The following is a 26594-nucleotide window of genomic DNA, read 5'->3' as shown; positions in this document are numbered from 1 at the left end:
ATCGATTTTTTTGAAGTATACTTATTTTTGGTTTACCCACTCTGTTCGCAGTAACCCATGAACTATTCGATCATGATACCTGCCCTGTAAATATTCATAATCACGAATAATCCCTTCTTCTACAAAGCCTAATCGTTTTGGTATTTGTAAGCTTTTTAAATTCTTCTTAGCCACGTTAATTTCCACTTTATTTAACTTTAACGTTTTAAAAGCATAGTTTAACAATTGTTGTGTAGCAATTGTAATACAACCTTTGCCTTGAAATTCTTCCCCTAGCCAATAACCTATCTCTGTTTTTTTGGCTTTCCAATCAATATATAAATACCCAATCGCACCGACTAATTGTTGTTTATACCAAATTCCCGCCCAGAAACCATTATTGTCAATGTATCTTTTCTGTGACTTATCAATAAACGCTATCGTATCCTCAATCTTATTTGTGTACACAGGAAACGACAACCATTTACTTAAATGCTCTCGGTTTCTATCTATTAATAAGTATAAATCAGTTGCATGTTTTCTTTCAAAGATAGATAAACATATGTTTTTACTAATTTTTAAATAGAACAACTCATCCCCCCATTTACTACATCATAATACACTAGTTCTAACCTACCTTTACATATAAAAAGACACTGGTCAAAAACGATTTAATCAAAAAAGGGCATACTAACTAAAGTTAAAAATGTTAGTCGGATTAAACAGTTTTATTTTCCAGTTACTTCCAATTACTTGATTAGATTCGATGCTTGATGCGCACTATATTTTCCATGTTCAATACAATCTGGAATACCTGTTCCATCATAAGAACTTCCAGTTAAAATGAATCCAGGTAAATAATGATCTACATAGTGACGGACTTCATGAACTATTTCAAGATGCCCTACATGATATTGTGGGCGAGCATTTTTGAACCTTGTAACTTCATGAAACAAAGGTTCTCCCTTTATTTTCATAACTTTATTTAAATCTTTTAAAACAATGGCTGTAATCTCCTCATCCGTTAGATCTACAATGTTCTGATCGTCTGGCTTACCTACATAGCAACGTAATAGAGCTTTTCCGTCTGGTGTCGTATTCGCCCACTTCCGATGTGTCCATGTGCATGCGGTTATGCGATAATCACTATTCCTTGTTACTAAAAATCCCGTTCCATCTAAATCACGTTTAATTTGTTTTGCATCAAATGCTAATATAACATTAGCTGTTGATGTAGCAGGTATTTTGTTCAGCTGTTTCATTGGCTCGTGCTTACTTAACATCTCCGGAACATTTGTATGAGGGGCAGTCATAATAACCACATCAGCGAAAAGAACCTCTCCGTTGTTTAGTAATAAGTGATATCCATCTTCCTTTTTTTCAATATGATCTACAGCTCGATTACATTTAATAATATCATTTAAATGATTGCTTAATGCTTCCACAAGTGTTTGTAAACCATCCTCAAATGAGTAAAACATGCCAACAGATGGCTGTTTAGAAGTTTTTTTCTTTTTTGAAACTGGCATGGTTTGCTGCAAGCCTCTCATAACACTACCATACTCTTGTTCCATCTTTTCAAAAATTGGATAAATTGCTTTTAAACTCATTTGATCAATATCACCGGAATGAATTCCTGATAATAACGGATCGATTTGGTTGTCAACTAGCTCATCTCCAAATCTACGTCGCATAAAACTACCTAAAGACTGATCTTCAGTGTCTTTTGATTTCGGCATCACCAAATCCATTAATGCTCGTAACTTTCCACGCGTCGTTATCACTTTTGAATTTAGTAAAGGTTTTATTTCTTTTGGAACCCCCATGTAAGCTCCTTTTGGCATTTTATGTAATTTATTTTTTACTAATATATACGACTGTCCGGTAGAATTTCTTACAACTTTACCTTTAATGTTCAATGACTCTACCAATTCCATTGCGGCAGGCTTTCGAGATAATAATGAATCTGGTCCCTTTTCAATCGTAAATCCATCACGTTTTACTGTATGAATTCTGCCACCAACTCGGTCTGATGCTTCTACTAAAGTGATATCGATTGGTATTTCTTGCTCTTGTTTTTCTTTGTGAAGATAGTAGGCAGCGGATAATCCTGTAATCCCGCCGCCAACAATGACAACCTTCTTGTTAGGGGTCATTTCACTTCACTCTTTGCTTTTTTCATTACAACATTTGTTAATGTCTCAATGAACTCAGGATGAACATTTGGCATTTCTGGGCGATAATAGTTTGCACCAATTTCATCACATACGACTTTACACTCATAATCATTATCATAAAGAACTTCTAAATGATCCGCTACGAATCCTACTGGAGTATAAATAAATGCTTTATATCCTTCGCTTTCATACAATTCTCTTGTTAAATCTTGCACATCTGGACCTAGCCAAGGATCTGGTGTGTTACCTTCACTTTGCCACCCTACTGCATAATTTTTTACATCCGCTTCTTCAGCGATCAATTTTGCAGTTTCTTCTAATTGATCCTTATATGGATCACCATCTTTAAGAATTTTTTCAGGAAGACTATGCGCAGATACAATTAATACAGAATTATTTCGCTCATCATCTGTCATTTCTGCATAACTTGCTTTAATTCCATCTGCCCAGAATTTAATAAATCCAGGCTCCGTATACCAATCTTCTACAGAGTCTAACTGAATACCATACTTTTCAGCCGTTTCATTTGCACGCTTATTATATGATTTCACACTAAACGTAGAATAATGTGGAGCTAATACAAGTGAAATGGCTTCTTTTATTCCATCCTTTGCCATTTCTTCAACAGTATCCTCGATAAATGGATGGATATGTTTTAATCCAATGTATGCTTTAAATTCATACTCACCCTGATTCTCATTTAGTTTCTTCTCCAATGCTTTCGTTTGTTCTTCTGTAATTTTTGCTAATGGTGAAATGCCACCAATTGCTTCATAGCGTTCTTTTAAATCTTGTAAGGCTTCTGGATCTGGTTTTCGACCATGACGGATATGTGTATAGTACGGTTCAATATCCTCCTCTTTGTATGGAGTTCCATATGCCATTACTAATAATCCAACTTTTTTCTTTTCCATCTTACATACACCTCTTTAATAATTTACTTCTCTTTACTATAGTTATGAACCAACTCAGTTAATTTTTTTAGTGTAGCTGGTTCAATATCTGGAGTGACTCCGTGACCAAGATTGAACACATATTTACCTGAATCCATACCTTGATCTAAAATTTGCTTCGTACGCTGCTCAATTGTTTGCCAATCTGCTAATAAAATAGCTGGATCCAAATTCCCTTGAACAACTTTGGTTATTCCCATCTCACGTGCCTCAGTAATAGAGGTTCTCCAATCTAAGCCAATTACATCCACAGGCAAATCATTCCATTCCATAAGCAAATGCCTTGCACCTACTCCAAATGTAATTAGTGGTACTTCATGTCGTCTTAACTCAGAAAAAATCCTCGTCATTACTGGTTTAATAAATAAACGATAATCCTCTGCATTTAACGATCCAACCCAAGAATCAAATATTTGTATCGCTTTAGCTCCTGCCTCTACTTGAGCATCTACATAACTAATAATCATGTCACTTAACTTATCCATTAATGCAAACCAAGTTTCTGGCTCACGATACATCAATGCTTTTGTCCTAGAATAGTTTTTTGATGGACCACCTTCTATCATATAGCTCGCTAATGTAAAAGGTGCACCACTAAAACCAATCAAAGGAACTTCCAACTGCTCTTCTGTCAATAACCGAATCGTATCTAGTACGTAAGAGACATCCGAGACTGGATTAATTTCTCCGAGTTTTTCTACGTCTTGTAGATTTCGTATTGGATTATGAATTACAGGACCAATTCCACTTTTAATTTCTACATCCACACCTATATAAGGTAATGGGGACATAATGTCTTTATATAGAATAGCAGCATCCGTTCCATAATTTTCTACTGGTAAGCGAGTAACATAAGCACATAATTCTGGTTGATGTGTAATTTCAAAAAGCGAATATTTTTCTTTCAAAGCACGATATTCTGGTTGGGACCTTCCAGCTTGTCGCATAAACCAAGCAGGAGTATAGTCTGTTTCTTCCCCTTGATAAGCTTTAATAATTGTATCGTTTTTAATTATAGACATTTCATTCATCCTTTTATATTCATATATCTCCATAGTCTACTATAGCTATTTAATACTTGAGTGTATAGGGAAGGAAGTTGTTTGTCATCAATTTGCCTCATTTTTACCAACTAAATGTCACAGAATCAGACTTCATTCCTTCCATTCTTGTGTTCGGATCATAAGGAACAACATAATATTTATTGTTTTCGAACCAAACATTATCAATTGTATATTGTGTTACTCCTTTAACTTCATCGATAAGTTTATCTTCACCGTCTGTTTCTTGATAAATACGATAAACAACCCGCTCATCAGTTGAACCATTCCAGTTAAGATTCCCTCTAATTATCGAGAATCCTCCAAATTCATAGTTTGCGGAAATATCGGATATTGTCGGTAATTCAATTGGTTCTGGAAGTGGTTCAACATTCTCTGGTATTTCAAAATCACTCGACATTTCTCGTTCTGTCTGCCTATCAATTTCCGTCAAAATCTTCTTTGTTAATGATGTAGGATAGGAACTGCCACCAGTTAAATAATGATCTTTATCTGTGGTATCATAGCCCATCCACATAGCAGTTACGTATTCTGGAGTATAACCAACAAACCAAGCATCTTTCGTGGCACCATCCACTGTTGTATGCTGTGTAGAACCTGTCTTTCCTGCGAGTGCTTTATTGAAATCACCGGATGAAGCCGTCCCAGATTGTACCGTTCCAGATAACATCTCAGTCATATTCCAAGCCACTTGACTTGTAAATACATTCTCAGTTTCTATCTTTGATTCATATATCACTTCTTCATTTCGATTTTCAATACTAGAAATCGACGTTGCAGAAGTTATATCACCACCGGAGGCAAAAGCCTGATAACTCTGTGCCATTTTTAAAGGAGTGACTCCATAGGTAAGTCCACCTAATGCAATAGATAAACCATCGTCTTCGAACGTAATTCCTAGTTTTTCCAAATATCCTTTTGAATAGTCAATCCCAATTTCATCCAATAACCAAACAGCAGAAGTATTGGTCGACTCCATAATGGCTTGGTAAATTGTAATTTCATCTTTATACTCACCATTTGCATTGACAACATTATATTCTTCTGATTTTTTATCTGGAATCAATGTGAAAGGAGTATATACATCTTCCTGCATTAATGCAGGTCCATATACAGCTATAGGCTTAAAAGTGGAACCAGGTTGACGATCAACTACTGTTCGATTTAAATCTCCAATTTGATAATCTCTTCCACCAATTACAGAAACTATACGAGCGTTATTAGCATCTAACATTACAAACGCTCCTTCAACCCCTTCCGTATTTCCAGGGAAATATGCATCGTTTCGCATTTCCGAATATGCAATCTGCTGAATTTCAGGATCCATATAAACGGTAATATCATACCCACCCGTTTGTAGTGCCTCTAAAGAAAGTTGATGTTTTTCTGAAGCCTCTTTCATTACAAGATCAATATAACTGTCCACCCATGGATTGGAAGCTTTCGGTTCTTCCACATCAAGTCCTAATGTTTTTTCTTCTTCCGTGACTCGTTGTTCAGTACTAATAAATCCTGCATCTTCCATCGATCGCAAAACAACATTCCTACGTTCTAGAGCACGATCTGGATGATTAATAGGAGAATATCCATTTGGACCTTTCATTAATCCAGCAAGCATTGCTCCTTCAGCTACTGTTAATTCATCAGCTGGTTTGGAAAAGAAATACTTTGAGGCGGTTTGAATACCATAAATACCTTGACCGAAGTAAACTTCATTCACATATAGTTCGAGAATTTCATCCTTCGATAATTCCCTTTCCAAGTATAAGGCAGCCATCGTCTCTTTTATTTTCCTCGACCATGTTTTGTCATTACTCAAAAATAAGTTTTTAGCAAGTTGTTGTGTAATAGTACTTCCACCTTCAACTTTGCTCATCGCAATAATATCCCGATAAACTGCTCTAGTAATTGATTTAAGATCAATCCCTTGATGTTCATAAAAACGCCTATCTTCAATTGCTATAAAGGCTTCTTTTACATGTTCGGGTAGACTGTCTACATCTATAAATTCCCTATTTTCTTTATATAGCGTTCCGATTACATCTCCTTCTTCGGTTCGTATTGTCGTTTTCAAGTCGAGAATCAAGTCTTCATCATTTGCTATAATTTTTCCACCTAATAAAACGACACCATACCCAAGAAGTAGTAATATAAAAAGAGAGGCAATTGCAATGAAAAACCATTGAGTTCTCTTCTTGTAAGCTAACTTATTTTGCTTACGTTTTTCCATTCTCATAACTTCACCTCTAGCTGTGTACATTTACATTATACGTCATCATTCGTCAATATTAAAGAATATAGTCTCTATTAATTAATAATCATTTTAATTAATATGTGTAAAATTGAATTTTACAGGGTAATATGTAATATACTACGAATAAGGGGGAATTTCATATGAAAGCCTATATGACTAGCGGAACAATAGATTACTTACTTAAGATGGAGGAGAAGTATAAAGCAATTGATTTCTTTTTTATTATTAGTAGTGAAGGTGCAATCGCATTTTATGAAGGTACTAGTGAGAAAGTATTTGCTTCTGGAAGAGAATTCGATGTTTTAAAATCAGTAGGTAATATACAAGAGCATGGTTATGTCATTATGAACCATATCCCTGTATCAGAAGATAGCCATGCAACGTTTGAATATCGTATGAAACATAGTAGCAGTGGAATCGAAACTATGTCTGGATTCCAAGCAATGCGACTATTGAAACAAACGGATAGTAATATGTTTGTTGTTTTTACCCAATGGGCATCAAAGGATGACTTTAATAATTGGACACAATCCGATCATTTTAAACAAGCACATAAAGAGCAACAAGCTAAAAAACCCGGATATATTATGGAACGACCATTTATTATCACAGGCACAATGTATGAAGAAGATAATTAAATCAATAACAAAGGGCGCAATCTACGTTAATCAACGTAGCGCGTGCGTCAGTACACAAGATTTATAATTTCTTATATATGAATCAATATATTTGGTATAAAATCCGAATGTTGTGTTGTTTGATTTCCATTGCAGACGACGCTTTCCGCAGGCACGGCTTCAACTAACTAGGAAAAAAAGACCACTTTTCCTAGTGGATTTTCAGCTCGTGCTCTTCCTGTAGGAGTCGCCGTCTTCCATTACAATCAAAGCCGAGAAAATCCTGTAATTCGAACATTAATAACTATATTATTACTAATCGTTCCTTTTTAATAAAACTTAGCAATTATGAGATTGTCTCACATTAAAAAACATACTACGATTTAGCGGGAAAGATCATTTAGCACTGGACTTTCCCGCTTGTCACTTAGTATGTTTTTAATTTACATATTCTTCGAAAAATGCTCTATATTCTTCTTCTGGTTTTTGTCCGATAAGCCTTGCAACTTCTTCCCCATCCTCATAATGTACTAATGTTGGAGTGGAATCTACAGAAAAAGTTCCCCAAGCTGCTTCAAATTCATACAAGTTTAATTTCTTCATATCCACATTCATATCTTCTGCTAATGGCACTAAGTACGGAGTTGTGTTTTGACAATAAACACAAACTGGACTGTAGAAATAAACTGTTACTGATTCACCGTCCTCTATTTGTTGACTTAGATTATCCGGCATTATTTGATTTTGATAAAGTGGATTATCTAATTGATCAATAGTTTCTTGTTCTAAATCTTTATCACCATAAGGGCTATCTTGTGTAGCTTGATCATTTTTATAATTCACTACGAATATTAGTGCAACAAATAATAACACTATGACACTAATGATTATAATCATCTTTTTACCCATTTACGCTTTCCTCCCTTGTTCTCTTAAGATCAAAAGATGTAATACAAATATGATTAGAAATGCGATTCCTGCCATAAAAGGAATACTAATAAAACCAAAGTAATTCACATAAATTACGTTACACGGTACACTCCCACTACATGCTCCTCCAACTTCTTGAAAGATGGAGACATGCTGGACTAAATAATGATATGTAGATACAAGAATTCCGATTCCGCTCATGAATAAGCCCGGTAAAGCAATTGATATATCTTTTTTAATCGCTGCTACCCCATAAATCAATACCAGTGGATACATTAAGATCCGTTGATACCAACATAATTCACATGGGACATAGTTCATTACTTCAGAATAAAATAAACTCCCAGCCAACGCTAAAAAGGCTTGTACCCATATAAGCAGTAATAAATTCTCTGCTTTTTTTGTTAGTTTCTTCATAAATGCCTGTCCTCTCTTTTGAAGTACAGTTGTATTATACAGAAAGCGAACACATAAATACAATTAGTTAGACTTATTTGACAAAAAGTCGAAACAAATTACTGTAGTAATTTGTTTCGGTGAACATAGACAGCTGCCTGTGTTCTATCATGTACATCTAATTTCGAAAGGATATTGCTAACGTGGGTTTTTACTGTTTTCACACCAATATACAATTTTTCACTTATTTCTTGATTCGTTAGTCCTTCTCCAATACATAGAAGCACTTCTCTTTCCCTTTCTGTTAAATCATCATGTAATTTTCTCTTCTTTGATTGGAAATTTGCCATCATTTTACTCGCCACTTTTTGTTCAATTACATTCTCTCCTATTGTAGCCTTTTTGATAGCGGACGCGATTTCTGTTGCTGTTGAAGTCTTTAAAATATAACTGAACGCCCCTGCTTCAATAGCTGGAAAGACCTTCTCGTCATCATAAAAACTTGTTAAGATGATTACTTTACAATCTGGATAGTCTTTAATTATCTTTTCTGTTGCTTCAATACCAGTTCCATTTTCCATAATTAAATCCATTAATACCACATCTGGTTTTTCTTTTAGAACAATTTCAACTCCTTCAAAACCACTTGATGCCTGCCCAACAATTTCTATATCTTCTTCTGTCTGTAAATAAGCAACAATTCCTTTTCGAACAACATCATGGTCATCAATAACTACGACACGAATCACATTCTTCTCCTCCGTTCCTCTTCATATGGTATTCTAATTTGTATATAAGTACCTTCATCTATATTAGATCGGACAGTAAATGTACCGCCAATTTCTTCACTACGCTCTTTCATTGTTTTTAATCCATAAGAAGTCTTTTTCCCATCAGTCTCTGCCATATCAAATCCTTCACCGTTATCTTCGATTAAAATAAAGATTTCTTCTGATTTTTTCGAAATCTCTACATACACCTCGGTTGCGTTTGCATGCCTTAATATATTAGATAAAGATTCTTGTACAATTCGAAAAATATGTTCTTCAATCGTTTCTTTCATTTCAAGTTGATCATCTAATTTGAGCTTAAACTGTAAGTTACTTTTTTGTTTTAATTCATTAATTAATTTATGTAAACCTTCAACCAAAGATTCACCACTTAAATATACTGGCCGTAAATGAAGTAATAACGCTCTCATTTCTGTTTGTGCTTGATGAGCAGATTGAGAGACTTCAAGCATTTGCGTTTTTGCCAATTCGGGTTTTAAATCTAATTGTTTTATAGCCGCTTCAGATAACATTGCGAGTGCAAATAATTCTTGACTCACTGCATCATGTAAATCTCTTGCGATTCGCTGCCTTTCTTCAATCACTGCTGTTTTATGTGCTGATTTCGCTAATTCTGATTTTTCATCCGCCATTTTTTGCAGTGATTTCACTTGATTTTGTAATTTCTTTCCTAATTCATTTAAAGAATTAGCCGCCCTGTGAATTTCATCATCTCCATTATCTAATAGTTGAATAGATGACTGATAATTTCCGTTTGCATATTGCTTGATTAATAATGTAATAGCATCAAAACTAGTCTTTAAATAATTGCCATTACCGTTAAACCCAGCGTAAAAAGCTAATGGGAAACCGATAAGTAGATGTGAAATAATGAAAAGAAAGACACTCTTTGTTGTTAACCATTCCGGTTCAAATAAAACATAAACCGACAATAATATGGAAAGTAAAATAAATGAAGAGAGGAATAGAACAAATATATGAGAACGAATGAATATAAATCGAATTCCTTTTAAACGTTGATGCATTCTAATCCCCCCTTAAATTCTTTCCACTCGAATGGAACCTGCTTTTAGGCGTATAAACAAATCAACTTTCTTACTCGCGTTTGGATAATTTTCTGATTCATAATTTATATTTCGATTAATTCCATCAGCTATATCATTCAACACGATAATTTCTCCAGCATTTATAGCCGCATCTATTCGAAAATCGATATGCTCTGGTAGCAATACGGTTACATCTCCTGCTAAAGAACGAATAGAGATTGGTGTTGTTTTATCAGGAATATATGCTTTCGTCAGGTCCAAATAAAAATCGCCAGCTAAATTTCTTAGGTTTAAAGGTTCCAAATTCCACTCCTGTTTTTGCTGATAATCTCCTATGGAAAAGTGAGAATTACCTTTAGAATACGTTGTACCCTTTGAATACTGTCTCCATCCTTCTTGTTTCGAATTTATAATGGATACTCCGATATAGACGATGAACAATGGCCATAATTGGAAAACATCCCAAAAACCAAACGAAATATATTGAAATCTATCAAGTAAAAGCAATGTTCCGAAAATAATCAGGAAAGATGAAAACATCCAGCCTCCACCTTTTTTTCTTAAGTAATTCCATAAACTAAATAGACCGTAGACAATAAAGAAACTAGGATAAATATATCCCCAAGAACTACCAAGTTGAAAATCATATACTCCTATATTGTTCAATACAAGCAACATTCCAAACGCGATTAGAATCATTGCAAATAGATATTTTAAAAATCGCATCCCTTGTTCCCCTTTCCTAATAGAAAACTACGTTTGATTGATTCTAAGTATAATTTGTATCGCATATTACATGAACCATCTAAGGATTGCTTTTTTCTACGTCTCTAGTAGGAGAATGTTCAAATTTCTTATGGATATAAACACTTCCCATTAATAATATGAAGCCTAACGTAAACCCAGCTATAACATCGGTTAGGTAATGAACATTAATTACATATCGACTTATACCTATGAGTAATACAAGTAATCCACAAGCACTTTGAAAGGCAATTTTCGCAGTACTTGATGGTAATTTTTTTCCAATAAAGTAAGCGACTAACCCATAGCAAACCATTGGAATCATCGAATGACCAGACGGAAAGCTATACCCTTCCGCATGTGCTTCCACCGAGATGCTTGGTCTTTCTCTTGTCGTAGCCATTTTAATCGCAACATTTAAAACATGTGTTAATACTATGCTACTTACGAAGAGTAGTGCTGGAAACCAATGTTTATATAGAAGTAATAAAACGATTGCGATGACAATCACAAATGGAATTAGAAAAGTACTAGAACCTAATTCGGTAATATTTCTAAACAAATCAGAAATAGTAGTATTACTTAACTTATCTACAAATTCTCTTGTTGGACGATCTGTTAAAGGAACAATACCTATTGTTACTTGTATCGACCAAATACCAATAATCACAAGTAATATAGTTAAAAAAATAATCCCTATCTTTTTGTTTCGCATTCTTTCACTCCTTCTATTTATATCATACCTTAATAAAGGGTTTTAAAAAAATATAATAGGGAATTTTATTTATACATAATCATACTTTTAAATAGATAGGAGACTTGATAATGGATAAAGAAGTTCAAGAACTTATTGATGGTTTAAATGAAGATTTAGCAAATGAATACGCTGCAGCAATTCAGTATACGTATAGTGCTTCTGTAGTTACAGGTTTATATCGATCAGCCTTAAAGCCTTTTTTTGAATCAGAAATTAACGATGAACTCGGTCATGCTCTATATCTCTCTGAAAAAATAAAAACTTTAGGTGGGACACCAACCACAACCGCTGCATCCATACCACAACCCACTGAAGTAGCAGATTTATTAAAAGCAGCTCTTCAATCAGAATCAGATACCATTAAACGTTACGAAAAACGTAAGCTACAAGCAGAGAAATTAAAATTTACTGAGCTTGTGGTTAAATTAGATGACCTTATTTCTGATGAAACACATCATAAGGAAGAAATTGAACGACTTTTAGAAGACCCTAGAATTTCCTAAATGTTGTAACCTCCCTTCAATATATATGTTGGATGTATTAGCTATCCAAATAGTGTAGAAATAATTTCTACACTATTTTTTTGTCTAAAGAAACCCAATGCATAGCAATCCAACGCTTGAAAAATTCTCAAAAATAATACTTGAGTCAATTTCATAATTGCTAAGTTTCACTTAAAAAACCAAATGCTGAAGCCGTGCTTGCTAAAAAGCGTCCGTATGTAATGGAAATTATAATAGCGAATATTCGGATTTCATACAAAATATCCTATTATGAAATTGACTCACTTAAACAAATAATAAGAATAATGTTATAATACATAGTTAACTAACACAAAAAGGAGCTGACATCAATGTTAACAAAAATTTTTGATACAATTGATATTCATTTTGATGAAATGGTAGAAATAAGAAGATATTTACATCAATATCCTGAACTATCCTTTGAAGAAACAAAAACTGCAGCTTATATTGCAAATTATTATGAAGAATTAGGCATACCTTATGAAACAAACATTGGTGGAAATGGGGTAATCGCTACATTAAAAGGAAAAAAACCAGGTAAAATAGTTGCATTACGAGCGGATTTTGATGGACTGCCAATCCAAGATGAAAAGAATGTTCCATATAAATCAAAAGTTCCTGGTGTTATGCATGCGTGTGGGCATGATGGTCATACAGCAACTCTCCTAGTATTGGCCAAAGTAATGCAGCAGCATCAAGAAGAACTAAAAGGGACCATAATTTTCTTACATCAGCATGCTGAAGAATATGCTCCTGGAGGGGCAAAGCCGATCATCGAATCAGGGGCAATTGATCATGTTGATGCTGTTTTTGGTACTCATTTATGGGCTACCATTCCTTTAGGAGTACTACATACCTCGACAAGTGCTATGATGGCGGGTGCAGACCGGTACGAAATCATTATTCAAGGTAAAGGCGGTCATGGTGCATATCCACATGAAACGAAAGACGCAATAGTATTGGGGGCAGATATCATTACAAAATTTCAACAGATTGTAAGTAGAAGATTAGATCCTCTCAGTACGGCAGTAGTCACTACTGGTATTTTTGAAGCTGGGAGCGCCTTCAACATTATTGCTGACCAAGCTAAGCTTGTAGGAACTGTTCGACATTTTGATAGTAGTGTTCAGGAGAAAATAATTCAAGAGATGGAACGCATTCTTAAAGGAGAATGTGATGCTAATGAGGCAAGCTATGAATTTAATTATATAAAAGGTTATCCACCATTAATTAATCATAAAGAACAGGCAGAAACTATACTTAAAGCTAGTGAAAAAGTAAAAGAAATACACACCGCTGAAGAAGCACCTCCAGTTATGGGTGGTGAAGATTTTGCTTATTATCTTCATAATAAACCAGGGGCTTATTTTTTTACTGGGGCAAATTTAGATGGGAATCCATATCCTCACCATCATCCAAAATTCGATATCAATGAAAAAGCAATGGCAACTGCTGCAAAAACATTAATCAGCGTATTTATGCAATATCAAGAAGAACAGGAAGCAAATACATTTTAAAATTACGAATTATTCTAATGACTTGGTCAATAATTTAAACCGATTTCTACTTTTTACACACATGGAAATAACTCATGGATAAATTTTTTACATAAAAACCAAAGGATGGTAAATGATTAATTGCATCCTTTGGTTTCTTTTAAATTAAATATTAGAAGTTTGTTGAAATTTACTCCGAATATACCCTTGCGTAAAAGTAATTGTAAAAATCACCCCAACTATCATCATAATTACAAAACCAAGCCAATCTCCTAAAAATAAAAATAAAAAAGAAAATAAAATGGCTTGTATTATTCCCAGTTGTCTAATAATAGAGAGTACTGCGTCTCTTTTCAAATGCTGTGGAACAGGATAAATATCTAACCATATATTTGTACGATGATGTTGATATAGGGACATCATTTGGAATGTACTTAAATATAAAAATAATAAACCAAATAGTATTTTTATCCAACTATTAGGCATAATCCAAATAAAAATACCACCTATGATAATGAGTCTTATATACATACCTACATAATCGCCACTTCTAACAAAAGAAATACGATATAAATATGAGTATGTAGCTTCTTTAGAAAAAGGAATACCCTTCACAATTAGAGAAACTAACCAATTTCTCCGCTTTACTCTATTTTTCAAATGAGGAACCTCAGCAAACATATTAGCTATTCGATAAAAGGACTGCATGCGATTATTATCTTTCTCAATAAGCAAATCCCATAATATCCCTGCCTGCTTACTGGAATACCAAAAATCATAAATCAAAACTACGATGAACAAACTCACTGTAATGACAGTCATAAGCATATTGCCAGCTACCATAAAATAGAAAACAACTACGTTTAGAATTGTTCTTGTTAATAAATCAATACGTCGTATACTTGGTTCTCGAACTTTTAGCATCCACCAATTAGCAAATAAATTGGCAACTTTCCACAATAGAAGAATTGCAAGCGAAGTAAAATACATGCTCCCTTCTCTCTCTGGAAAAGTTGCAAAATAAAGTGGTGCAAGTGCAGCAGCAAACAACAGAACTAAATATAATTGAATAACAAAGCTATAAATTAAACTATTACGAAAATAATTTTTCATTTGTTTTTCAGCTGGTATTAAAAATACTAAGTCAGGCTCTTGAAGTAATGTTCTAATCGGACTATAACTAACAAGTAATCCAAAAACAATCCCAATTATAATTGCTGTTGGAAAGTTCTCTGGTAAGTTTGCTAACCATTGTTGATAATAATATGCAGATGCAGATATAAAGAAAAACATCGCAAAAGCAATATGTCCATTAAATATATATCGTAAGTAACGACTTAAATTTTTTATGTGAGAAGATAATCGATTTTTATAAAACAGATGAGAGTCAAACATGGTTATCTTCCTTTGTTAATTGCACATATAAGTCATCTAAAGAAGCTGTTGGCATACTAAAACTCGAACGTAACTCATCCAACGTTCCTTGGGCACGTAACTTACCATCATGCAAAATTACAAATCGATCACAATACCTTTCTGCTGTTGCTAATATATGAGTGGACATCAATACTCCAGCTCCTTGTTCCTTCATTTGCTCCATCATTTTCAAATATGATTGGATGCCTAGTGGATCAAGACCAACAAAAGGCTCGTCCACAATATAAAGTGGCGGTTCAATTAAAAATGCACACATTATCATCACTTTTTGACGCATACCTTTTGAAAAATGTACCGGAAACCAATGAAGTTTTTTCTCCATACGAAATTCTTTTAATAATGGCTCTAATCTTTCTTCAAACAGCTGTTCATCAATATTGTAAGCCATTGCAGTTAAACGCAAATGTTCATATAAAGTCATTTCATCGTATAAAATAGGCATTTCTGGAATGTATGCTAGTTGATTACGATATCCTTCAGGGTTTTCCTGAAATGTTTTTCCTTGTATAAAAACGTCACCTTTTTTCGGCTGCATTAAGCCAATAATATGTTTAATAGTTGTACTTTTACCAGCTCCATTTAAACCGATTAATCCAACAATCTCACCACTATTCACTTTAAAGGAAACGCCATGTAATACATTTTTATGTGTATATCCACCAAATAAATTTTCAATATGTAATAAGGTGCTCACCCTTTTCCCTCCTCTATACTTAACACGATTTTATCATTATTGTATGCCAATGCCAAAGCCAATCGTTCTACAATTATCCTAATTTAATTAAATATTTATGTATAATATCGTAGAAAAAGCTCAAAATACAAAAGAAGAAAATAAGAAACTTACTTCCAATAACCTAAAAACGTAAATGAGGTGTCAACGATCGAAAACCTAATTTAGTTATGTATTTGCACATGACAATTGTTAGTAATCGATAATTGCTCTAAATTTCGGTTAGGATGGTGTTTCTGTTGGACAAATGATAATCCTTACACGAATTACTTCATCTGCATGTACTCGGTAAGGAGAATGTAAGTTATGTATATAATTTACGACCAACCTTGGTATACAGAAATGAATTGAAAATGAGTTTCTTATTTCTTCATTACGACTATTTGTCACATTGAATTATGTGGCAAATAGTCTACTTTTATTTAAAATCAATCTCGGCATAAAATCCGAATGTTGCACTGTTTGATTCCCATTGCAGACAGCTGCTTTTCACAGGTACAGCTTCAACTAACTAGGAAAAGAAGCCATATTTTCTTAGTGGAATTTCAAGCACTCTCTTCTAAGGAGGAATCCCCGTCTTCCACTACAATCAAAATCCAGTTCGCCTATAATCCGAACAGTATGATATAACTATCGATAAAACATTATTTTTTTAAATGAATCTTAGCAATTATGGAATTGACTAATATGGTAATACTTTACTTTTATATACAAGCCTCTATACAATAAAGAAAAAGGAGGTTGTTATTCATATGTCACATGAAGATTGCATTTTTTGTAAAATTATTCAAGGAGATATTCCTTCTGCAAAGGTCTATGAAGATGATAATGTATATGCTTTTTTAGATATCAGCCAAGTAACCAAAGGGCATACATTGGTCATTCCAAAAGAACATACGAAGAATATTTATGAAACATCTCCAGAGGTTGCAAAAGAATTGTTTGCACGTATTCCATTTATTGCTAATGCCATTAAGAAATCTTATAACCCGTTAGGTATGAATGTACTAAATAATAACGAATCAGCTGCAGAACAATCTGTATTTCATTTGCATTTACATCTCATTCCTCGATATGGAGAAGGAGATGGATATTCTCCTAATTGGACTGTACACACCGATGAATATAATTCAGATGAATTACAAGAAATAGCTAGAACTATTTACGAAAATATTAACTAAATTAAGATGTTGGGACAAAGTATTTACTCAAAGTTAAATTCAAATGAATAGCTTTGACAACTTGCTTGAAAAATATACTCCGCTTATCCAGCGGCTGCTGACGAGCCTCCGGATGCTTCGCATTCCGGGGTCTCACTCCCACAAGAGTCTAAGTATATTTCTTACGCTTATTTTTATTATCATCCGTTTTTTGATTAAAACTTTTTGTTATATCACAACTTCTTTGTTACACTATCATTAATTCTTCGCAACTGACGATGAGCGTACTGTTGGAAGATATTAGTAAAGAATAGACGAGATGAGGAGAGATTGAAAAATGAATACGAGAATATTAGTGGTACTAGCATTATTAGTAAGTATTGGAGCAGTACTGCACACTGTAGTCCCACCAATGTTATTCGGAGTAAAACCAGACATGTTACTCGCGATGATGTTTTTAGGAATTGTTTTATTCCCTAGAATCAAATATATATTGATATTATCATTAGCTACTGGGTTTATATCCGCTTTAACGACAGCAGCACCAGGTGGTCAAATTGCAAATATCATTGATAAGCCTATAACAGCACTTATCTTTCTATGCTTATTTTTATTACTAAAAAATAAAATCCGAACCACAATCGTTGCACCAATATTAACTGCAGTAGGTACAATTATTAGCGGTACTATATTTTTAAGTGTTACATTATTTATTATTGGATTAATGGAAGGTGGATTTTTTGCATTATTTGCGTCCATTGTTTTACCGGCAACTATAATTAACACTGTAATAATGATCATTATTTATCCAATTGTGCAAACCATTTTAAAACGTTCTGTAAATGTATCATTCACATAAGCAATACTCCATAAGCAGTTAGGAAGTGGTTTGTTCTAAGGGTAAAAGTCTCCCCTAGCACACTTCATGCGGACTATAAGTTCAATTAAATTTTGTCTTCTCACTTTTAGAGGAGGACTTTTTTCTTATTTATGGCAGAAATTCTCTTCCTTCTTTATAATAGAAAATGAGTAGTATAATTTTTTCTATTTAACCATGTTTGACACATATGTAAAAAGAGGAAATGGTATACTAGAGAAAGGAAAGGAGTGCGTTTTCCATGTCAAAAGGAAAATCAATAGTATTAGGCTTCCTTGTAGGTGCTTCAGTTACTGCTGGGGTAACATTACTTAGCACCCCAGAGTCAGGACGTCAGTTAAGAAATCGTGTAAAAGATCAAAGTATGGAACTTGGAAACCTACTTTATAGCTTAAAAGAAGACAGTATAAAACTAAAAAATCAATTATTACGTACCTCTAAAGAGGGAGCAGTCCTTGTTCGTGAACTTACAGAGGAAATGAGAAAATCAGTAGAGGATTGGAGAGATACTGTAGAACCTCATCAGGAAAATATCCACCAATCTTTAGAACAAATCGAATCAAGTATTAAGGAATTGGAATCAAAATTAAACAGTTCTAACTAATGACTTAAAAAATGAAAGCTTTTGATGCTCTTGTCAGCTAAAATATGACAAAAGGGATCAAAAGCTTTTTTCTTCATTTTTATTTAAAATAACTATTGATTTTTCAACATAATCGTACTATGATTCTCTCAGTGTTATTTCAAGTTTTTAAGATTTGTAGGTGATAAAATGAATTGCTTAAAAACAATTTATTTAACAAGAGAGTTTGGAAAAGTACGATTACAAATTATAGCATTATTTATTAGTCTACTTGTATTTATAATTTCATATGTACCATTATCTTTTGTACATGGAGCTTACCAAAATAGTGAGAAAGCAATTTTTCCTTTTATAATTGCAATAATTAGTATGCCAATTCTTCATTCACTAGTAATGGTCTTAAGCCTTAGTATTCTAAAGAAAACAACGAAAATACCTTTTAAATTTACTGGATTAAAATTTCCTGCATGGTTCTGTTTTAAGGGCGTACAATTAACCAAAGTAGAAGCATTTGTAACTGGTATTATGCCCACTATAATATTAACTTTACCTGGATTTTTAATAAGTAGCCAACTTGCTGATTATTATCTTTATACGCTTCTATGGTCGAGCATTCATTTAGGTATGACCGTTACTAATTTTATATATCTTTATTATATACTCAAATCACCTAAAAAGGTTTATATTCAACATTTATCAGAGGGCTTTGAATTACTTTTAAAACAAGAATAATATTAATCATATTATTCTTGTCCCCCCTGTTCAACACGCTTTGTTTTTGGTAGAGTAAAGAGTGCATAACCTTTTTGAGACGGGGGAAGAAAGGAGAGTCAAAAGCAATGGTTATATTTTATATGGTATTTGCTTTTATCGTACTACTAATTTTTAATACTTTAACCAATGCATTTTGTATCAAGATGGAGCTATCACAAAAAAAACAGCTTAAAGTCTATCGAGTTATAAACATGATTATGGTAGCTCTACTTGTATGCTCCTACTTACGAGTATTGAATGTGACAGTTTAATGGGATTTTATAGGTATTTTTACAAATTCTATTTTTTTCCTTATAAAGTATGATATATTAATGATTGTAAAAACTAATCGCAAACTAGTACAGAGTAGGAGTGTTTTAAAGTATGAAGAAATGGACAATAGCAGCCTCACTTTCAATCGGGGTACTCGCATTATCTGCATGTAATTCAGACGATGAAATTGTTGCTGAAACAGCAGCAGGAAATATTACAAAAGAAGAATTTTATGAAGAATTAAAAGATGTTAATGGTGAATCCATGTTACAACAACTAGTTACTGTAAAAGTCTTAGAAGATAATTATGAAGTAACTGATGAAGAGTTAGAAGAAGAAATCGCAACCATGAAAGAAGGATTTCCTAGCGAAGAAGATTTTAATACGACTGTAGAGCAGCAATTTGGCGGCGAGGAACAACTTCGCGAAATAATGTATGTTAGTATGTTACAGGAAAAAGCTGCTGCTGAAGATATTGAAATTACCGAGGAAGATTTAAAAGAGTTATATGAACGTAAAAATACAGAAGTACAAGCACAACATATTCTGTTAGAAAATGAAGAAGATGTTGCTGAAGTACAACAAAAAATTGAAGACGGAGAAGATTTCGGTGAACTAGCGAAAGAATACTCTGCTGACACTGGAAGTGCAGAAAATGGTGGAGACCTTGGTTACTTTAGTGCGGGAAGCATGGTACCTGAATTTGAAGAAGCTGCATATTCTTTAGAAGCAGGAGAAATTAGCGATCCAGTGCAAAGTAGTCACGGGACACATATTATTAAAGTAAATGATGTACGTGAGAAAGAAGAATCAATAGGTGAATTCGAAGATGTTAAAAAAGAACTTGAGCGTGAGATTTTACTAAGTCGCGTAGATCAAACACAAATCCAAGAAAAAATTAATAATTTAATCCAAGAATCTGATGTAAAAATTAATGTAGAAGGCATGGAAGATTTATTCGAGCAAGAAGAAACCGAAGAAAATACAACTGAAGAAGACGCACAAGGTTAAGCCTTAGAAAAGCGCCCATTTAAATGAAATGGGCGTTTTTCTTGCTATATAGGAAATTATAAAACTTGTATGCTGTGTATAACTAAATAACTGAGCATCCATGTCCAGAAGAACTTACCGAAATTACTCATGTCATGAGGCTTAGTCGCACTTATACTCTTGCGGTGAAAGTCATCATCTCACCGTGATTCCTTAATCTCAAAGAAAAAGGAAGTTCGGTCACTGTCGTACCACTCCCTAAAACAGGGGCGCATTCGCTACGTTTCTAAACAAGCGCTTGCGCCTTTCTCACTAAATTCAATTGTTATCATGAATCTCACTATTATGATCCCTCTGACGCTTCAATCGTTCCTCACGAATGCGTTCCATGTATATTTTTCCTTCTCTTTCAATAAATTGTTGATCCAATTTTCGTTCTGCCAGCATAGCACGTAATGCCATATATCCGCTGAAGAAAATTAATAAGATGACTGCTATAACCCAAATAGGAATTGATTCCATCTTCTTTTCCTCCTTGTCCAAGCCTTAATACTATATATATGAACAAAGAAAGAAAAAATAACCTATCCTTCATTTTCTTCAAAATTCGGTTTGTAAAAAGCACGATTATCCATAGCAAAAAGTCTTTCCGTGAACTCTCCTGGTTGAACTTTTTCCAACGCTCGACCTAACATATTCATTTTTGCATCTATTAAATCGATTAAATGTAGTAGTTCAGCTTCACGAACTAATGGCGGGGTAGGACTTCCCCATTCTGCTTTACCGTGGTGACTTAGAACGAGATGTTTTAAAATGAGCACCTCTTCTCCTTCAATTTTCAACTCATTAGCCATTAATCCAATTTCTTCAACCATCATCGGTATATGTCCAAGCATTTTCCCTTCCAATGTATAAGTAGTAGAAACAACACCAGAAAGTTCTTTAATCTTACCAATATCATGCAGTATAATTCCAGCATATAATAAGTCTTTATTAATTTCGGGGTAGAGCTTGTGCAATTCTTTTCCAATAGCCAACATACTAACGACATGATATGCTAGTCCAGATGCAAACTCATGATGATTTTTGGTTGCTGCAGGATAGGTTAGTAACTCTTCCTGATATTTCTTAATAAATGCACGAACTAGACGTTGAATTTTAGGGTTCTCCATCTCAAAAATTGCCTCAGTTAATTTTTCTGCCAATTCTTCCTTTTCCATGGGTGCTTTACCTAAAAAGTCTGTTACTTGAACATTATCCATTGGTTGAGCTAAACGGATAGATAATATTTTTAATTGGTGCTTACCTCGAAATTGGTTAATTTCACCTGAAACTTGAATAATTTGTTCTGGAATCAGTGTTTCTTCATCATCTTTAGTTGCATCCCAAAGTTTTGCTTCTATTTCGCCGCTAGCATCACGAAGTATTAAGGTTAGAAATGGTTTTCCATTACTAGTAGTACCCCTTGTAGATTCTTTAATTAATAGAAATCCATCAAATTCTTCTCCAATCGTGCGAAATGCGATACCATTTTTCATATAATTTTCTCCCCCTTTTACGCTACTATAATTGCAATACTTCTCCCTCTACTAGTTGCATAATTTCTTCTTTACATGTAAATAAAATCACTTGTTGATTTTTTGCAGTACGACGCAGAATATTTATAACACGTTCCATTCGCTTCGTATCAAAATGTACCAAAGCATCATCGATTAGGAATGGCAGTAAATATTGTTGGCTCATGATCTTACTAATCGCAAATCGTAATGAAATATACAGCTGATCAATAGTTCCTTGTGATAACTCGTTTACATGAAATCTTCTTTGTTCTCTTGTTTCGACTATAAATCCTTGATTTTTTGTTGGTGGATAAATTTTAACATATCGTTTATCGGTTAAATCACTAAAATACACAATTGCTTCTTGAATAACGCTTGTCAAATATTGATCTCGATAATTTTTCTTTGCTTCTACTAGATAAGACTTCGCAACTTTTCGAATTGCCCATTGTCGAAACAAAGTATTTAGCTTTTCTTTTTCTAATTCAACCTGATGTGTCTTTTTCGACAGTTCATTTGATCCTTCTAATGAATTAATGGCAGCTTGAACTTCTGCTAGATTATTTCGAATATCCTCTAAATCTTCTTCTAATTTTTTTAAGCTAGCGTTTTGCTCTTCTTGCTTTTTCACATAATACTCATTTAATTCTAATCGCTCAAAGTAAGATTCAAATCCATCTGGAAAAATATTGATTAACTGATTTTGTAATTCTTTGTTTCTCTCTTTTAATGATGTTCGCTCTTTATACAGAGCAGCATTTTGATAGAATGATTCTTCGTCTGTCACATTGGCTTGTATTAACAATTTATCTATTGATTCTTGATAAATCGAGATAGATTTTTGAAGTTGTTGTTCAAGATTTCTTTCTTCTTGCCAAAGTGCTCTATAATGTCGATAATCTTGGAGTGTCCGGTTATGCTGCTCATTTATGGCTTGTAGTTGTACGAGGACACTTTCCGGATCATCTAAATCTAATTGATTATTATTATTTATAGCCCATTGTTCACATTGTTTAATATAATTATCTACCTTTGTTGATTCTTGTAAATAAAGTTGTTCATTTTCTTTCAATTGTTCATATAGTTGAAGTAGGCGCTGCAAATGATGATATAAATCTGGCCAATAATCAACTTCAATTGAAACTAAAAAAGGATACTGGGTAACTTGTTCCTGCTTCTGTTGATCTAGATGTTCAAATCTTTCATAAATATTTGTCTGTTTTCTTTTCCACTCTATCCACGCTAACTCATTATCTTGTATCTTTTTATTTAATTGTTCGATTTCGCTTTGTATAGCCTCTTGCTCTTCTAATATATTTCTTGCCTCATAATATTCTTCTATGGTTACATCAACGAAAGCAACCAAGCTAGGATCATTAATATCTGACATTCCTTGTATCATATCAATTGTTTGTTTATTTATACGTAGTATACTTAAGCCAAAACCAATTACGATTATGGATACTATAGTTAACCAAAACTCTGTAAAAACAAATGAAGTTACCATAAGGATACTTGCTATAACAATTGTACTGTATAATATACGTTTGTTAAGATTCTTTTTTTGTAGTCTTGTCTTTTGCCATTCTTGATGTACTTTTTGATTTTCAGCTTGTAAAACCTGACTAGTTTGGTAAGCATCAATTCTTTGTCGTAATTCATCTACATGCGCATCATGTAATAATTGATTCTTCAATTGCTTATATTGCCCATTTAGAAATTCTTTTTCTTCATTCAGCTGACTTTTTTGTTGTTCCAATTGCTGTTTTTCATAGTATAACTGCTCAGCATTTGCTCTTATTTTCCCCCATTGTTTTTCTATATAAAAAGGCAATGCTAATTGATCTAGTTCGGATTTAGACAAGTTCACATGTAATTGTTGAATCTCCTCATCTAATCTTGCTTTCTGTTTTGAAATAAGTTTAACTAATCTCTTTTTCTCTTCAATAGCAAATTGAACCTCACTTAACTCGTTCAGCAACTCATATAATGGTTCTTGGGTTGAATTAGGCAATAAACGTTCGTTTACTTCTAACATTTTTTCATGATATTTTTCAATATTATTTTTTCGTGTACTTCTTTCACTTCGAAGAGGAAGAATAAGCTTTCTATATTGGTCCATTCTCTCTACGCCATGTTCAGGAAAGGCATCTACATGATTCGAATTATTAAGTTGATTTTCGATTCTTTTTGCCTCTCTCAATAAAGGTAAAGCTTGTATCAACGTATCAAGCTTCTTACGTTCTTGATGGAGCTTCACAATTTCTTCTTGTACTGACTGATAACGTTCTTGTAAATAGTGCTTTTTTTCCACTTTATTGTGATATGTACCTTCGTTCTTTTTTAATTCATCTAGATGTTTAGATTGCTGTTGTAATGATGTTAATTGTTCGTTTATCTCTGGCTTTCTACCAGAAGGTTTATATAAATTTCCTATTTCCTGATCCAAGCGCTTCTCTACGTCATATATAATAGAAGATCCCGTTAATCCTATACTTAACAATATTTCATTAAGTTCTTCCTCTTGCATTGTTCGTATATGAGCAAGATCGGTATCTGAAAAAGAAAAAATAGATTGATATGTATCAAGCCCAATTCCGTTTAGAATTTTGCTTAACCATTGTTCATCCTTTACCGATCCATCTTCTAAAATGCAGCTTGCTTTCCCCCTACTCTCATCATCTATACGTTCAATTATGATACGTTCATGGTCTGGAGTCATTATAATCATTCGGCCACCCATTTTACTACTATTCTTCGGTTGATAGAATTTCCTTTGTTTTGGGGGCATGCCAAAAAGCATAAATAAAATAAATTGTTGTAACGTAGATTTTCCAGACTCATTTTTTCCATAAATTGTTGTGATTTCAGAGGATGAGAAAGTGAATTGTTGATCAACCCATTGTCCAAACCCGTAGATAGTTATATCTGTAATTCGCATAATTTCACCCTCTCCGAAATGCATCTTGTAAAAATTGGTCTGCTTCTTGTTTTATTGCTTCTATCTCTGATTCTGATAATGCATTGATATACTTTCTAGCTTGTCTATTTTGATATAATTCATCTACTATTGGTTGAATAGGTACCTCATCTATCTGTTTTTTTATCATAGTAAAGAATGGACTATTTTCCCCAAATTCATGACTTTTTGGAACTTGAATCGACGTACGATATATATATATCCATGGAGATTGAGTGATAGTTAACTCATTTATTATATCTATCCACTCATCAATGCGTGTCTGTTTCCAACTTTCGTATTGTTGCTCATTCATCTTTATTATTAATTCGATTAATCCGGGATTATCTAATTGAGGAAGTGACTGTAGAACAAGCGGTTCGATATTATGTAAAAATTCAACTCCAGATAAATCTAATTCTAGTTGTTCGAATCGAATTGATTCTAAAGATATAAATTGTTTTTGAACTTCAAACTCGTTCATTTCAACGAAATAGCATCCTTTTTTACCTATTTCTTTCCGATGACGACCTTGTATATTTCCTGGATAGATAATAGGTGGAGCATCAGATAGCACTTCTCTTTTATGAATATGGCCAAGTGCCCAATAATCCATGTGAGCATTCTTCAATTCTTCTAAATGAAACGGTGCATACATATCATGCTCGGTATTCGTAGTTATACTTCCATGCAATAATCCAATATGATAAGGTACTTGTTCATTTATCCGTTGATAGTGTGGAACCTTAGAATCGTATACCGCTCTATTTTCATAACTAAACCCATAGATATGTGCTATTGTCTCTTCTGTTCTATTATATGGCAAGTAAGACACGGTTTCACTTGTAAACATATGAACATTATTAGGGAATTGTACAGATAAGGAGTGTTCATTCAAATAATCATGATTTCCATAAGAAAGGAATACTTGAATGTTATATTCCTCAAGCTTTTGGAAAACATTTCTAAGTCGGACTTGTGCTTTTAAGCTTTGATTATCGGTATCATATAGATCCCCTACTAATAATAAAAAATCTACTTTATGTTTAATCGCCTGTTCTATTAAATTATCTAATGTTGTAAATGTACTTTCTTGAATTTCTTGAAAAATTTCTTCAGGTATATTTTGCAATCCTCGAAAAGGACTATCTAAATGTAAGTCTGCTGCATGAATAAATGATATCGACTCTTTCATTTCGCTCCACTCCTTCCTTTACTTCTTCTTATTATTCTACCAAACAGCAAAACAGAATGCACGTTCTGTTTGATTCGTAAAAAATATCCCCCTGAACAATTTTATAGTTCAAGGGGATAGATAACAACTGTATTATGGAGCTACTACATCATAACCTTGCTCTTCAACTGTAGCTTTTAACTGCTTAGTTGTAACTTTACTATCATCAAAATAAATTTCAACTTCCCCTGTAGAAAGATTAACCTTTGCTTCTGACACACCATCTATACCATTGATAGCACCTTCTACCGATTGTTTACAATGTCCACATGACATTCCTTGTACTTGCATTGTTTTTTTCATAAATTATC

Annotated in this window: 26 protein-coding genes; 8 read left to right on the top strand and 18 right to left on the bottom strand. The window is 33.5% G+C overall.

Going from position 1 to position 26594, the window contains the following annotated elements; translation table 11 throughout:
• Positions 1-21: 21 nt before the first annotated feature.
• The 5 genes from AQ616_RS11295 to AQ616_RS11275 form a co-directional block, all read right to left on the bottom strand.
• Entirely contained in the window at positions 22-570 is a 549-nt protein-coding gene (locus AQ616_RS11295; RefSeq protein ID WP_017796302.1) for a GNAT family N-acetyltransferase, read from the bottom strand.
• Between the two features lie 158 nt (positions 571-728).
• Positions 729-2135, bottom strand: coding sequence for a protoporphyrinogen oxidase (gene hemY, locus AQ616_RS11290; protein WP_069685813.1), 1407 nt, complete (start codon positions 2133-2135; stop codon positions 729-731).
• Positions 2132-3070: a ferrochelatase gene (gene hemH, locus AQ616_RS11285; protein ID WP_069685812.1), complete on the bottom strand. Its 939-nt coding sequence runs from the start codon at positions 3068-3070 to the stop codon at positions 2132-2134. Before hemH ends, hemY begins: the two co-directional genes overlap by 4 nt.
• 23 nt (positions 3071-3093) lie before the next feature.
• Positions 3094-4131, bottom strand: coding sequence for a uroporphyrinogen decarboxylase (gene hemE, locus AQ616_RS11280; RefSeq protein WP_017796299.1), 1038 nt, complete (start codon positions 4129-4131; stop codon positions 3094-3096).
• Positions 4132-4234: 103 nt separating this feature from the next.
• Positions 4235-6400, bottom strand: a complete 2166-nt coding sequence (locus tag AQ616_RS11275; RefSeq protein WP_069685811.1) for a transglycosylase domain-containing protein — start codon at positions 6398-6400, stop codon at positions 4235-4237.
• A 164-nt stretch (positions 6401-6564) separates the two neighbouring features.
• Here AQ616_RS11275 and AQ616_RS11270 point away from each other — a divergent pair, with 164 nt between their 5' ends.
• The gene (locus tag AQ616_RS11270) at positions 6565-7062 is read left to right on the top strand and encodes an antibiotic biosynthesis monooxygenase family protein (RefSeq protein WP_017796297.1); all 498 of its coding nucleotides are present in this window, start codon (positions 6565-6567) and stop codon (positions 7060-7062) included.
• Positions 7063-7479: 417 nt separating this feature from the next.
• On the opposite strand, the gene AQ616_RS11265 is transcribed toward AQ616_RS11270, so the two are convergent.
• The 6 genes from AQ616_RS11265 to AQ616_RS11240 form a co-directional block, all read right to left on the bottom strand.
• A complete protein-coding gene (locus AQ616_RS11265) occupies positions 7480-7950 on the bottom strand; it encodes a thioredoxin family protein (RefSeq protein WP_017796296.1) in 471 nt (156 codons plus the stop codon).
• Positions 7951-8388: a disulfide oxidoreductase gene (locus AQ616_RS11260; protein ID WP_017796295.1), complete on the bottom strand. Its 438-nt coding sequence runs from the start codon at positions 8386-8388 to the stop codon at positions 7951-7953.
• A 98-nt stretch (positions 8389-8486) separates the two neighbouring features.
• Positions 8487-9116 (bottom strand): response regulator, encoded by a 630-nt coding sequence (locus tag AQ616_RS11255; RefSeq protein WP_017796294.1) that lies wholly within the window; start codon positions 9114-9116, stop codon positions 8487-8489.
• Positions 9113-10183, bottom strand: coding sequence for a sensor histidine kinase (locus AQ616_RS11250; RefSeq protein ID WP_017796293.1), 1071 nt, complete (start codon positions 10181-10183; stop codon positions 9113-9115). Before AQ616_RS11250 ends, AQ616_RS11255 begins: the two co-directional genes overlap by 4 nt.
• Positions 10184-10195: 12 nt before the next feature.
• Positions 10196-10930, bottom strand: a complete 735-nt coding sequence (gene liaF, locus AQ616_RS11245; RefSeq protein WP_069685810.1) for a cell wall-active antibiotics response protein LiaF — start codon at positions 10928-10930, stop codon at positions 10196-10198.
• A 79-nt stretch (positions 10931-11009) separates the two neighbouring features.
• Entirely contained in the window at positions 11010-11663 is a 654-nt protein-coding gene (locus tag AQ616_RS11240) for a phosphatase PAP2 family protein (RefSeq protein WP_069685809.1), read from the bottom strand.
• A 110-nt stretch (positions 11664-11773) separates the two neighbouring features.
• On the opposite strand from AQ616_RS11240, the gene AQ616_RS11235 reads away from it, so the two are divergent.
• Both AQ616_RS11235 and AQ616_RS11230 read left to right on the top strand, forming a co-directional pair.
• Complete coding sequence (locus AQ616_RS11235; RefSeq protein WP_017796290.1) at positions 11774-12208, top strand: ferritin-like domain-containing protein; 435 nt, start codon at positions 11774-11776, stop codon at positions 12206-12208.
• Positions 12209-12558: 350 nt separating this feature from the next.
• Complete coding sequence (locus AQ616_RS11230) at positions 12559-13746, top strand: M20 metallopeptidase family protein (protein WP_069685808.1); 1188 nt, start codon at positions 12559-12561, stop codon at positions 13744-13746.
• A gap of 144 nt (positions 13747-13890) precedes the next feature.
• Here the strand turns inward: AQ616_RS11230 and AQ616_RS11225 are convergent, their stop codons facing one another.
• Both AQ616_RS11225 and AQ616_RS11220 read right to left on the bottom strand, forming a co-directional pair.
• Complete coding sequence (locus tag AQ616_RS11225) at positions 13891-15120, bottom strand: ABC transporter permease (RefSeq protein ID WP_069685807.1); 1230 nt, start codon at positions 15118-15120, stop codon at positions 13891-13893.
• Positions 15113-15856 (bottom strand): ABC transporter ATP-binding protein, encoded by a 744-nt coding sequence (locus AQ616_RS11220; RefSeq protein WP_017796287.1) that lies wholly within the window; start codon positions 15854-15856, stop codon positions 15113-15115. The genes AQ616_RS11225 and AQ616_RS11220 overlap by 8 nt, the downstream gene beginning before the upstream one ends.
• Before the next feature lie 791 nt (positions 15857-16647).
• On the opposite strand from AQ616_RS11220, the gene AQ616_RS11215 reads away from it, so the two are divergent.
• The 5 genes from AQ616_RS11215 (at position 16648) to AQ616_RS11190 (ending at position 20552) form a co-directional block, all read left to right on the top strand.
• Entirely contained in the window at positions 16648-17076 is a 429-nt protein-coding gene (locus AQ616_RS11215; RefSeq protein WP_069685806.1) for an HIT family protein, read from the top strand.
• A 316-nt stretch (positions 17077-17392) separates the two neighbouring features.
• Positions 17393-17914 carry a tryptophan transporter gene (locus AQ616_RS11210; protein ID WP_069685805.1) on the top strand — a complete coding sequence of 174 codons (522 nt, stop codon included), beginning with the start codon at positions 17393-17395 and terminating at the stop codon, positions 17912-17914.
• A gap of 259 nt (positions 17915-18173) precedes the next feature.
• Positions 18174-18536, top strand: a complete 363-nt coding sequence (locus AQ616_RS11205) for a YtxH domain-containing protein (protein ID WP_017796284.1) — start codon at positions 18174-18176, stop codon at positions 18534-18536.
• 168 nt (positions 18537-18704) lie between these two features.
• A complete protein-coding gene (locus AQ616_RS11200) occupies positions 18705-19247 on the top strand; it encodes a DUF3267 domain-containing protein (protein ID WP_017796283.1) in 543 nt (180 codons plus the stop codon).
• A 405-nt stretch (positions 19248-19652) separates the two neighbouring features.
• The gene (locus AQ616_RS11190) at positions 19653-20552 is read left to right on the top strand and encodes a peptidylprolyl isomerase (RefSeq protein ID WP_017796281.1); all 900 of its coding nucleotides are present in this window, start codon (positions 19653-19655) and stop codon (positions 20550-20552) included.
• Between the two features lie 297 nt (positions 20553-20849).
• Here the strand turns inward: AQ616_RS11190 and AQ616_RS11185 are convergent, their stop codons facing one another.
• The 5 genes from AQ616_RS11185 to copZ all read right to left on the bottom strand — a co-directional run bounded on the left by AQ616_RS11185 (position 20850) and on the right by copZ (position 26586).
• Complete coding sequence (locus AQ616_RS11185) at positions 20850-21053, bottom strand: sporulation YhaL family protein (protein WP_017796280.1); 204 nt, start codon at positions 21051-21053, stop codon at positions 20850-20852.
• Positions 21054-21115: 62 nt separating this feature from the next.
• Positions 21116-22069: a 3'-5' exoribonuclease YhaM gene (gene yhaM, locus AQ616_RS11180; RefSeq protein ID WP_017796279.1), complete on the bottom strand. Its 954-nt coding sequence runs from the start codon at positions 22067-22069 to the stop codon at positions 21116-21118.
• Between the two features lie 25 nt (positions 22070-22094).
• A complete protein-coding gene (locus AQ616_RS11175; RefSeq protein WP_240490496.1) occupies positions 22095-25055 on the bottom strand; it encodes an ATP-binding protein in 2961 nt (986 codons plus the stop codon).
• Positions 25036-26244, bottom strand: a complete 1209-nt coding sequence (locus tag AQ616_RS11170; protein WP_017796277.1) for a metallophosphoesterase family protein — start codon at positions 26242-26244, stop codon at positions 25036-25038. The genes AQ616_RS11175 and AQ616_RS11170 overlap by 20 nt, the downstream gene beginning before the upstream one ends.
• 132 nt (positions 26245-26376) lie before the next feature.
• The gene (gene copZ, locus AQ616_RS11165; protein ID WP_017796276.1) at positions 26377-26586 is read right to left on the bottom strand and encodes a copper chaperone CopZ; all 210 of its coding nucleotides are present in this window, start codon (positions 26584-26586) and stop codon (positions 26377-26379) included.
• Positions 26587-26594: the final 8 nt, after the last annotated feature.

The sequence above is a fragment of the Oceanobacillus sp. E9 genome, from assembly GCF_001741975.1.
In the GTDB taxonomy this organism is placed as follows: Bacteria; Bacillota; Bacilli; order Bacillales; family Amphibacillaceae; genus Oceanobacillus; species Oceanobacillus kimchii.
Note: the sequence above shows the minus strand (reverse complement) of the source record. Positions and strands in the feature narration are given on the sequence as shown.

What these genes read in the sequence shown, in the direction of transcription:
- hemH (WP_069685812.1), bottom strand. Translation starts at nt 3,070, where the DNA reads ATGGAAAAGAAAAAAGTTGGATTATTAGTAATGGCATATGGAACTCCA.
- AQ616_RS11270 (WP_017796297.1), top strand. Translation starts at nt 6,565, where the DNA reads ATGAAAGCCTATATGACTAGCGGAACAATAGATTACTTACTTAAGATG.
- yhaM (WP_017796279.1), bottom strand. Translation starts at nt 22,069, where the DNA reads ATGAAAAATGGTATCGCATTTCGCACGATTGGAGAAGAATTTGATGGA.
- AQ616_RS11190 (WP_017796281.1), top strand. Translation starts at nt 19,653, where the DNA reads ATGAAGAAATGGACAATAGCAGCCTCACTTTCAATCGGGGTACTCGCA.
- AQ616_RS11170 (WP_017796277.1), bottom strand. Translation starts at nt 26,244, where the DNA reads ATGAAAGAGTCGATATCATTTATTCATGCAGCAGACTTACATTTAGAT.
- AQ616_RS11205 (WP_017796284.1), top strand. Translation starts at nt 18,174, where the DNA reads ATGTCAAAAGGAAAATCAATAGTATTAGGCTTCCTTGTAGGTGCTTCA.
- AQ616_RS11265 (WP_017796296.1), bottom strand. Translation starts at nt 7,950, where the DNA reads ATGGGTAAAAAGATGATTATAATCATTAGTGTCATAGTGTTATTATTT.
- copZ (WP_017796276.1), bottom strand. Translation starts at nt 26,586, where the DNA reads ATGAAAAAAACAATGCAAGTACAAGGAATGTCATGTGGACATTGTAAA.
- AQ616_RS11215 (WP_069685806.1), top strand. Translation starts at nt 16,648, where the DNA reads ATGTCACATGAAGATTGCATTTTTTGTAAAATTATTCAAGGAGATATT.
- AQ616_RS11240 (WP_069685809.1), bottom strand. Translation starts at nt 11,663, where the DNA reads ATGCGAAACAAAAAGATAGGGATTATTTTTTTAACTATATTACTTGTG.
- liaF (WP_069685810.1), bottom strand. Translation starts at nt 10,930, where the DNA reads ATGCGATTTTTAAAATATCTATTTGCAATGATTCTAATCGCGTTTGGA.
- AQ616_RS11175 (WP_240490496.1), bottom strand. Translation starts at nt 25,055, where the DNA reads ATGCATTTCGGAGAGGGTGAAATTATGCGAATTACAGATATAACTATC.
- AQ616_RS11230 (WP_069685808.1), top strand. Translation starts at nt 12,559, where the DNA reads ATGTTAACAAAAATTTTTGATACAATTGATATTCATTTTGATGAAATG.
- AQ616_RS11235 (WP_017796290.1), top strand. Translation starts at nt 11,774, where the DNA reads ATGGATAAAGAAGTTCAAGAACTTATTGATGGTTTAAATGAAGATTTA.
- AQ616_RS11185 (WP_017796280.1), bottom strand. Translation starts at nt 21,053, where the DNA reads ATGGAATCAATTCCTATTTGGGTTATAGCAGTCATCTTATTAATTTTC.
- AQ616_RS11210 (WP_069685805.1), top strand. Translation starts at nt 17,393, where the DNA reads ATGAATACGAGAATATTAGTGGTACTAGCATTATTAGTAAGTATTGGA.
- AQ616_RS11200 (WP_017796283.1), top strand. Translation starts at nt 18,705, where the DNA reads ATGAATTGCTTAAAAACAATTTATTTAACAAGAGAGTTTGGAAAAGTA.
- AQ616_RS11250 (WP_017796293.1), bottom strand. Translation starts at nt 10,183, where the DNA reads ATGCATCAACGTTTAAAAGGAATTCGATTTATATTCATTCGTTCTCAT.
- hemY (WP_069685813.1), bottom strand. Translation starts at nt 2,135, where the DNA reads ATGACCCCTAACAAGAAGGTTGTCATTGTTGGCGGCGGGATTACAGGA.
- AQ616_RS11275 (WP_069685811.1), bottom strand. Translation starts at nt 6,400, where the DNA reads ATGGAAAAACGTAAGCAAAATAAGTTAGCTTACAAGAAGAGAACTCAA.
- AQ616_RS11260 (WP_017796295.1), bottom strand. Translation starts at nt 8,388, where the DNA reads ATGAAGAAACTAACAAAAAAAGCAGAGAATTTATTACTGCTTATATGG.
- hemE (WP_017796299.1), bottom strand. Translation starts at nt 4,131, where the DNA reads ATGTCTATAATTAAAAACGATACAATTATTAAAGCTTATCAAGGGGAA.
- AQ616_RS11225 (WP_069685807.1), bottom strand. Translation starts at nt 15,120, where the DNA reads ATGTTTGACTCTCATCTGTTTTATAAAAATCGATTATCTTCTCACATA.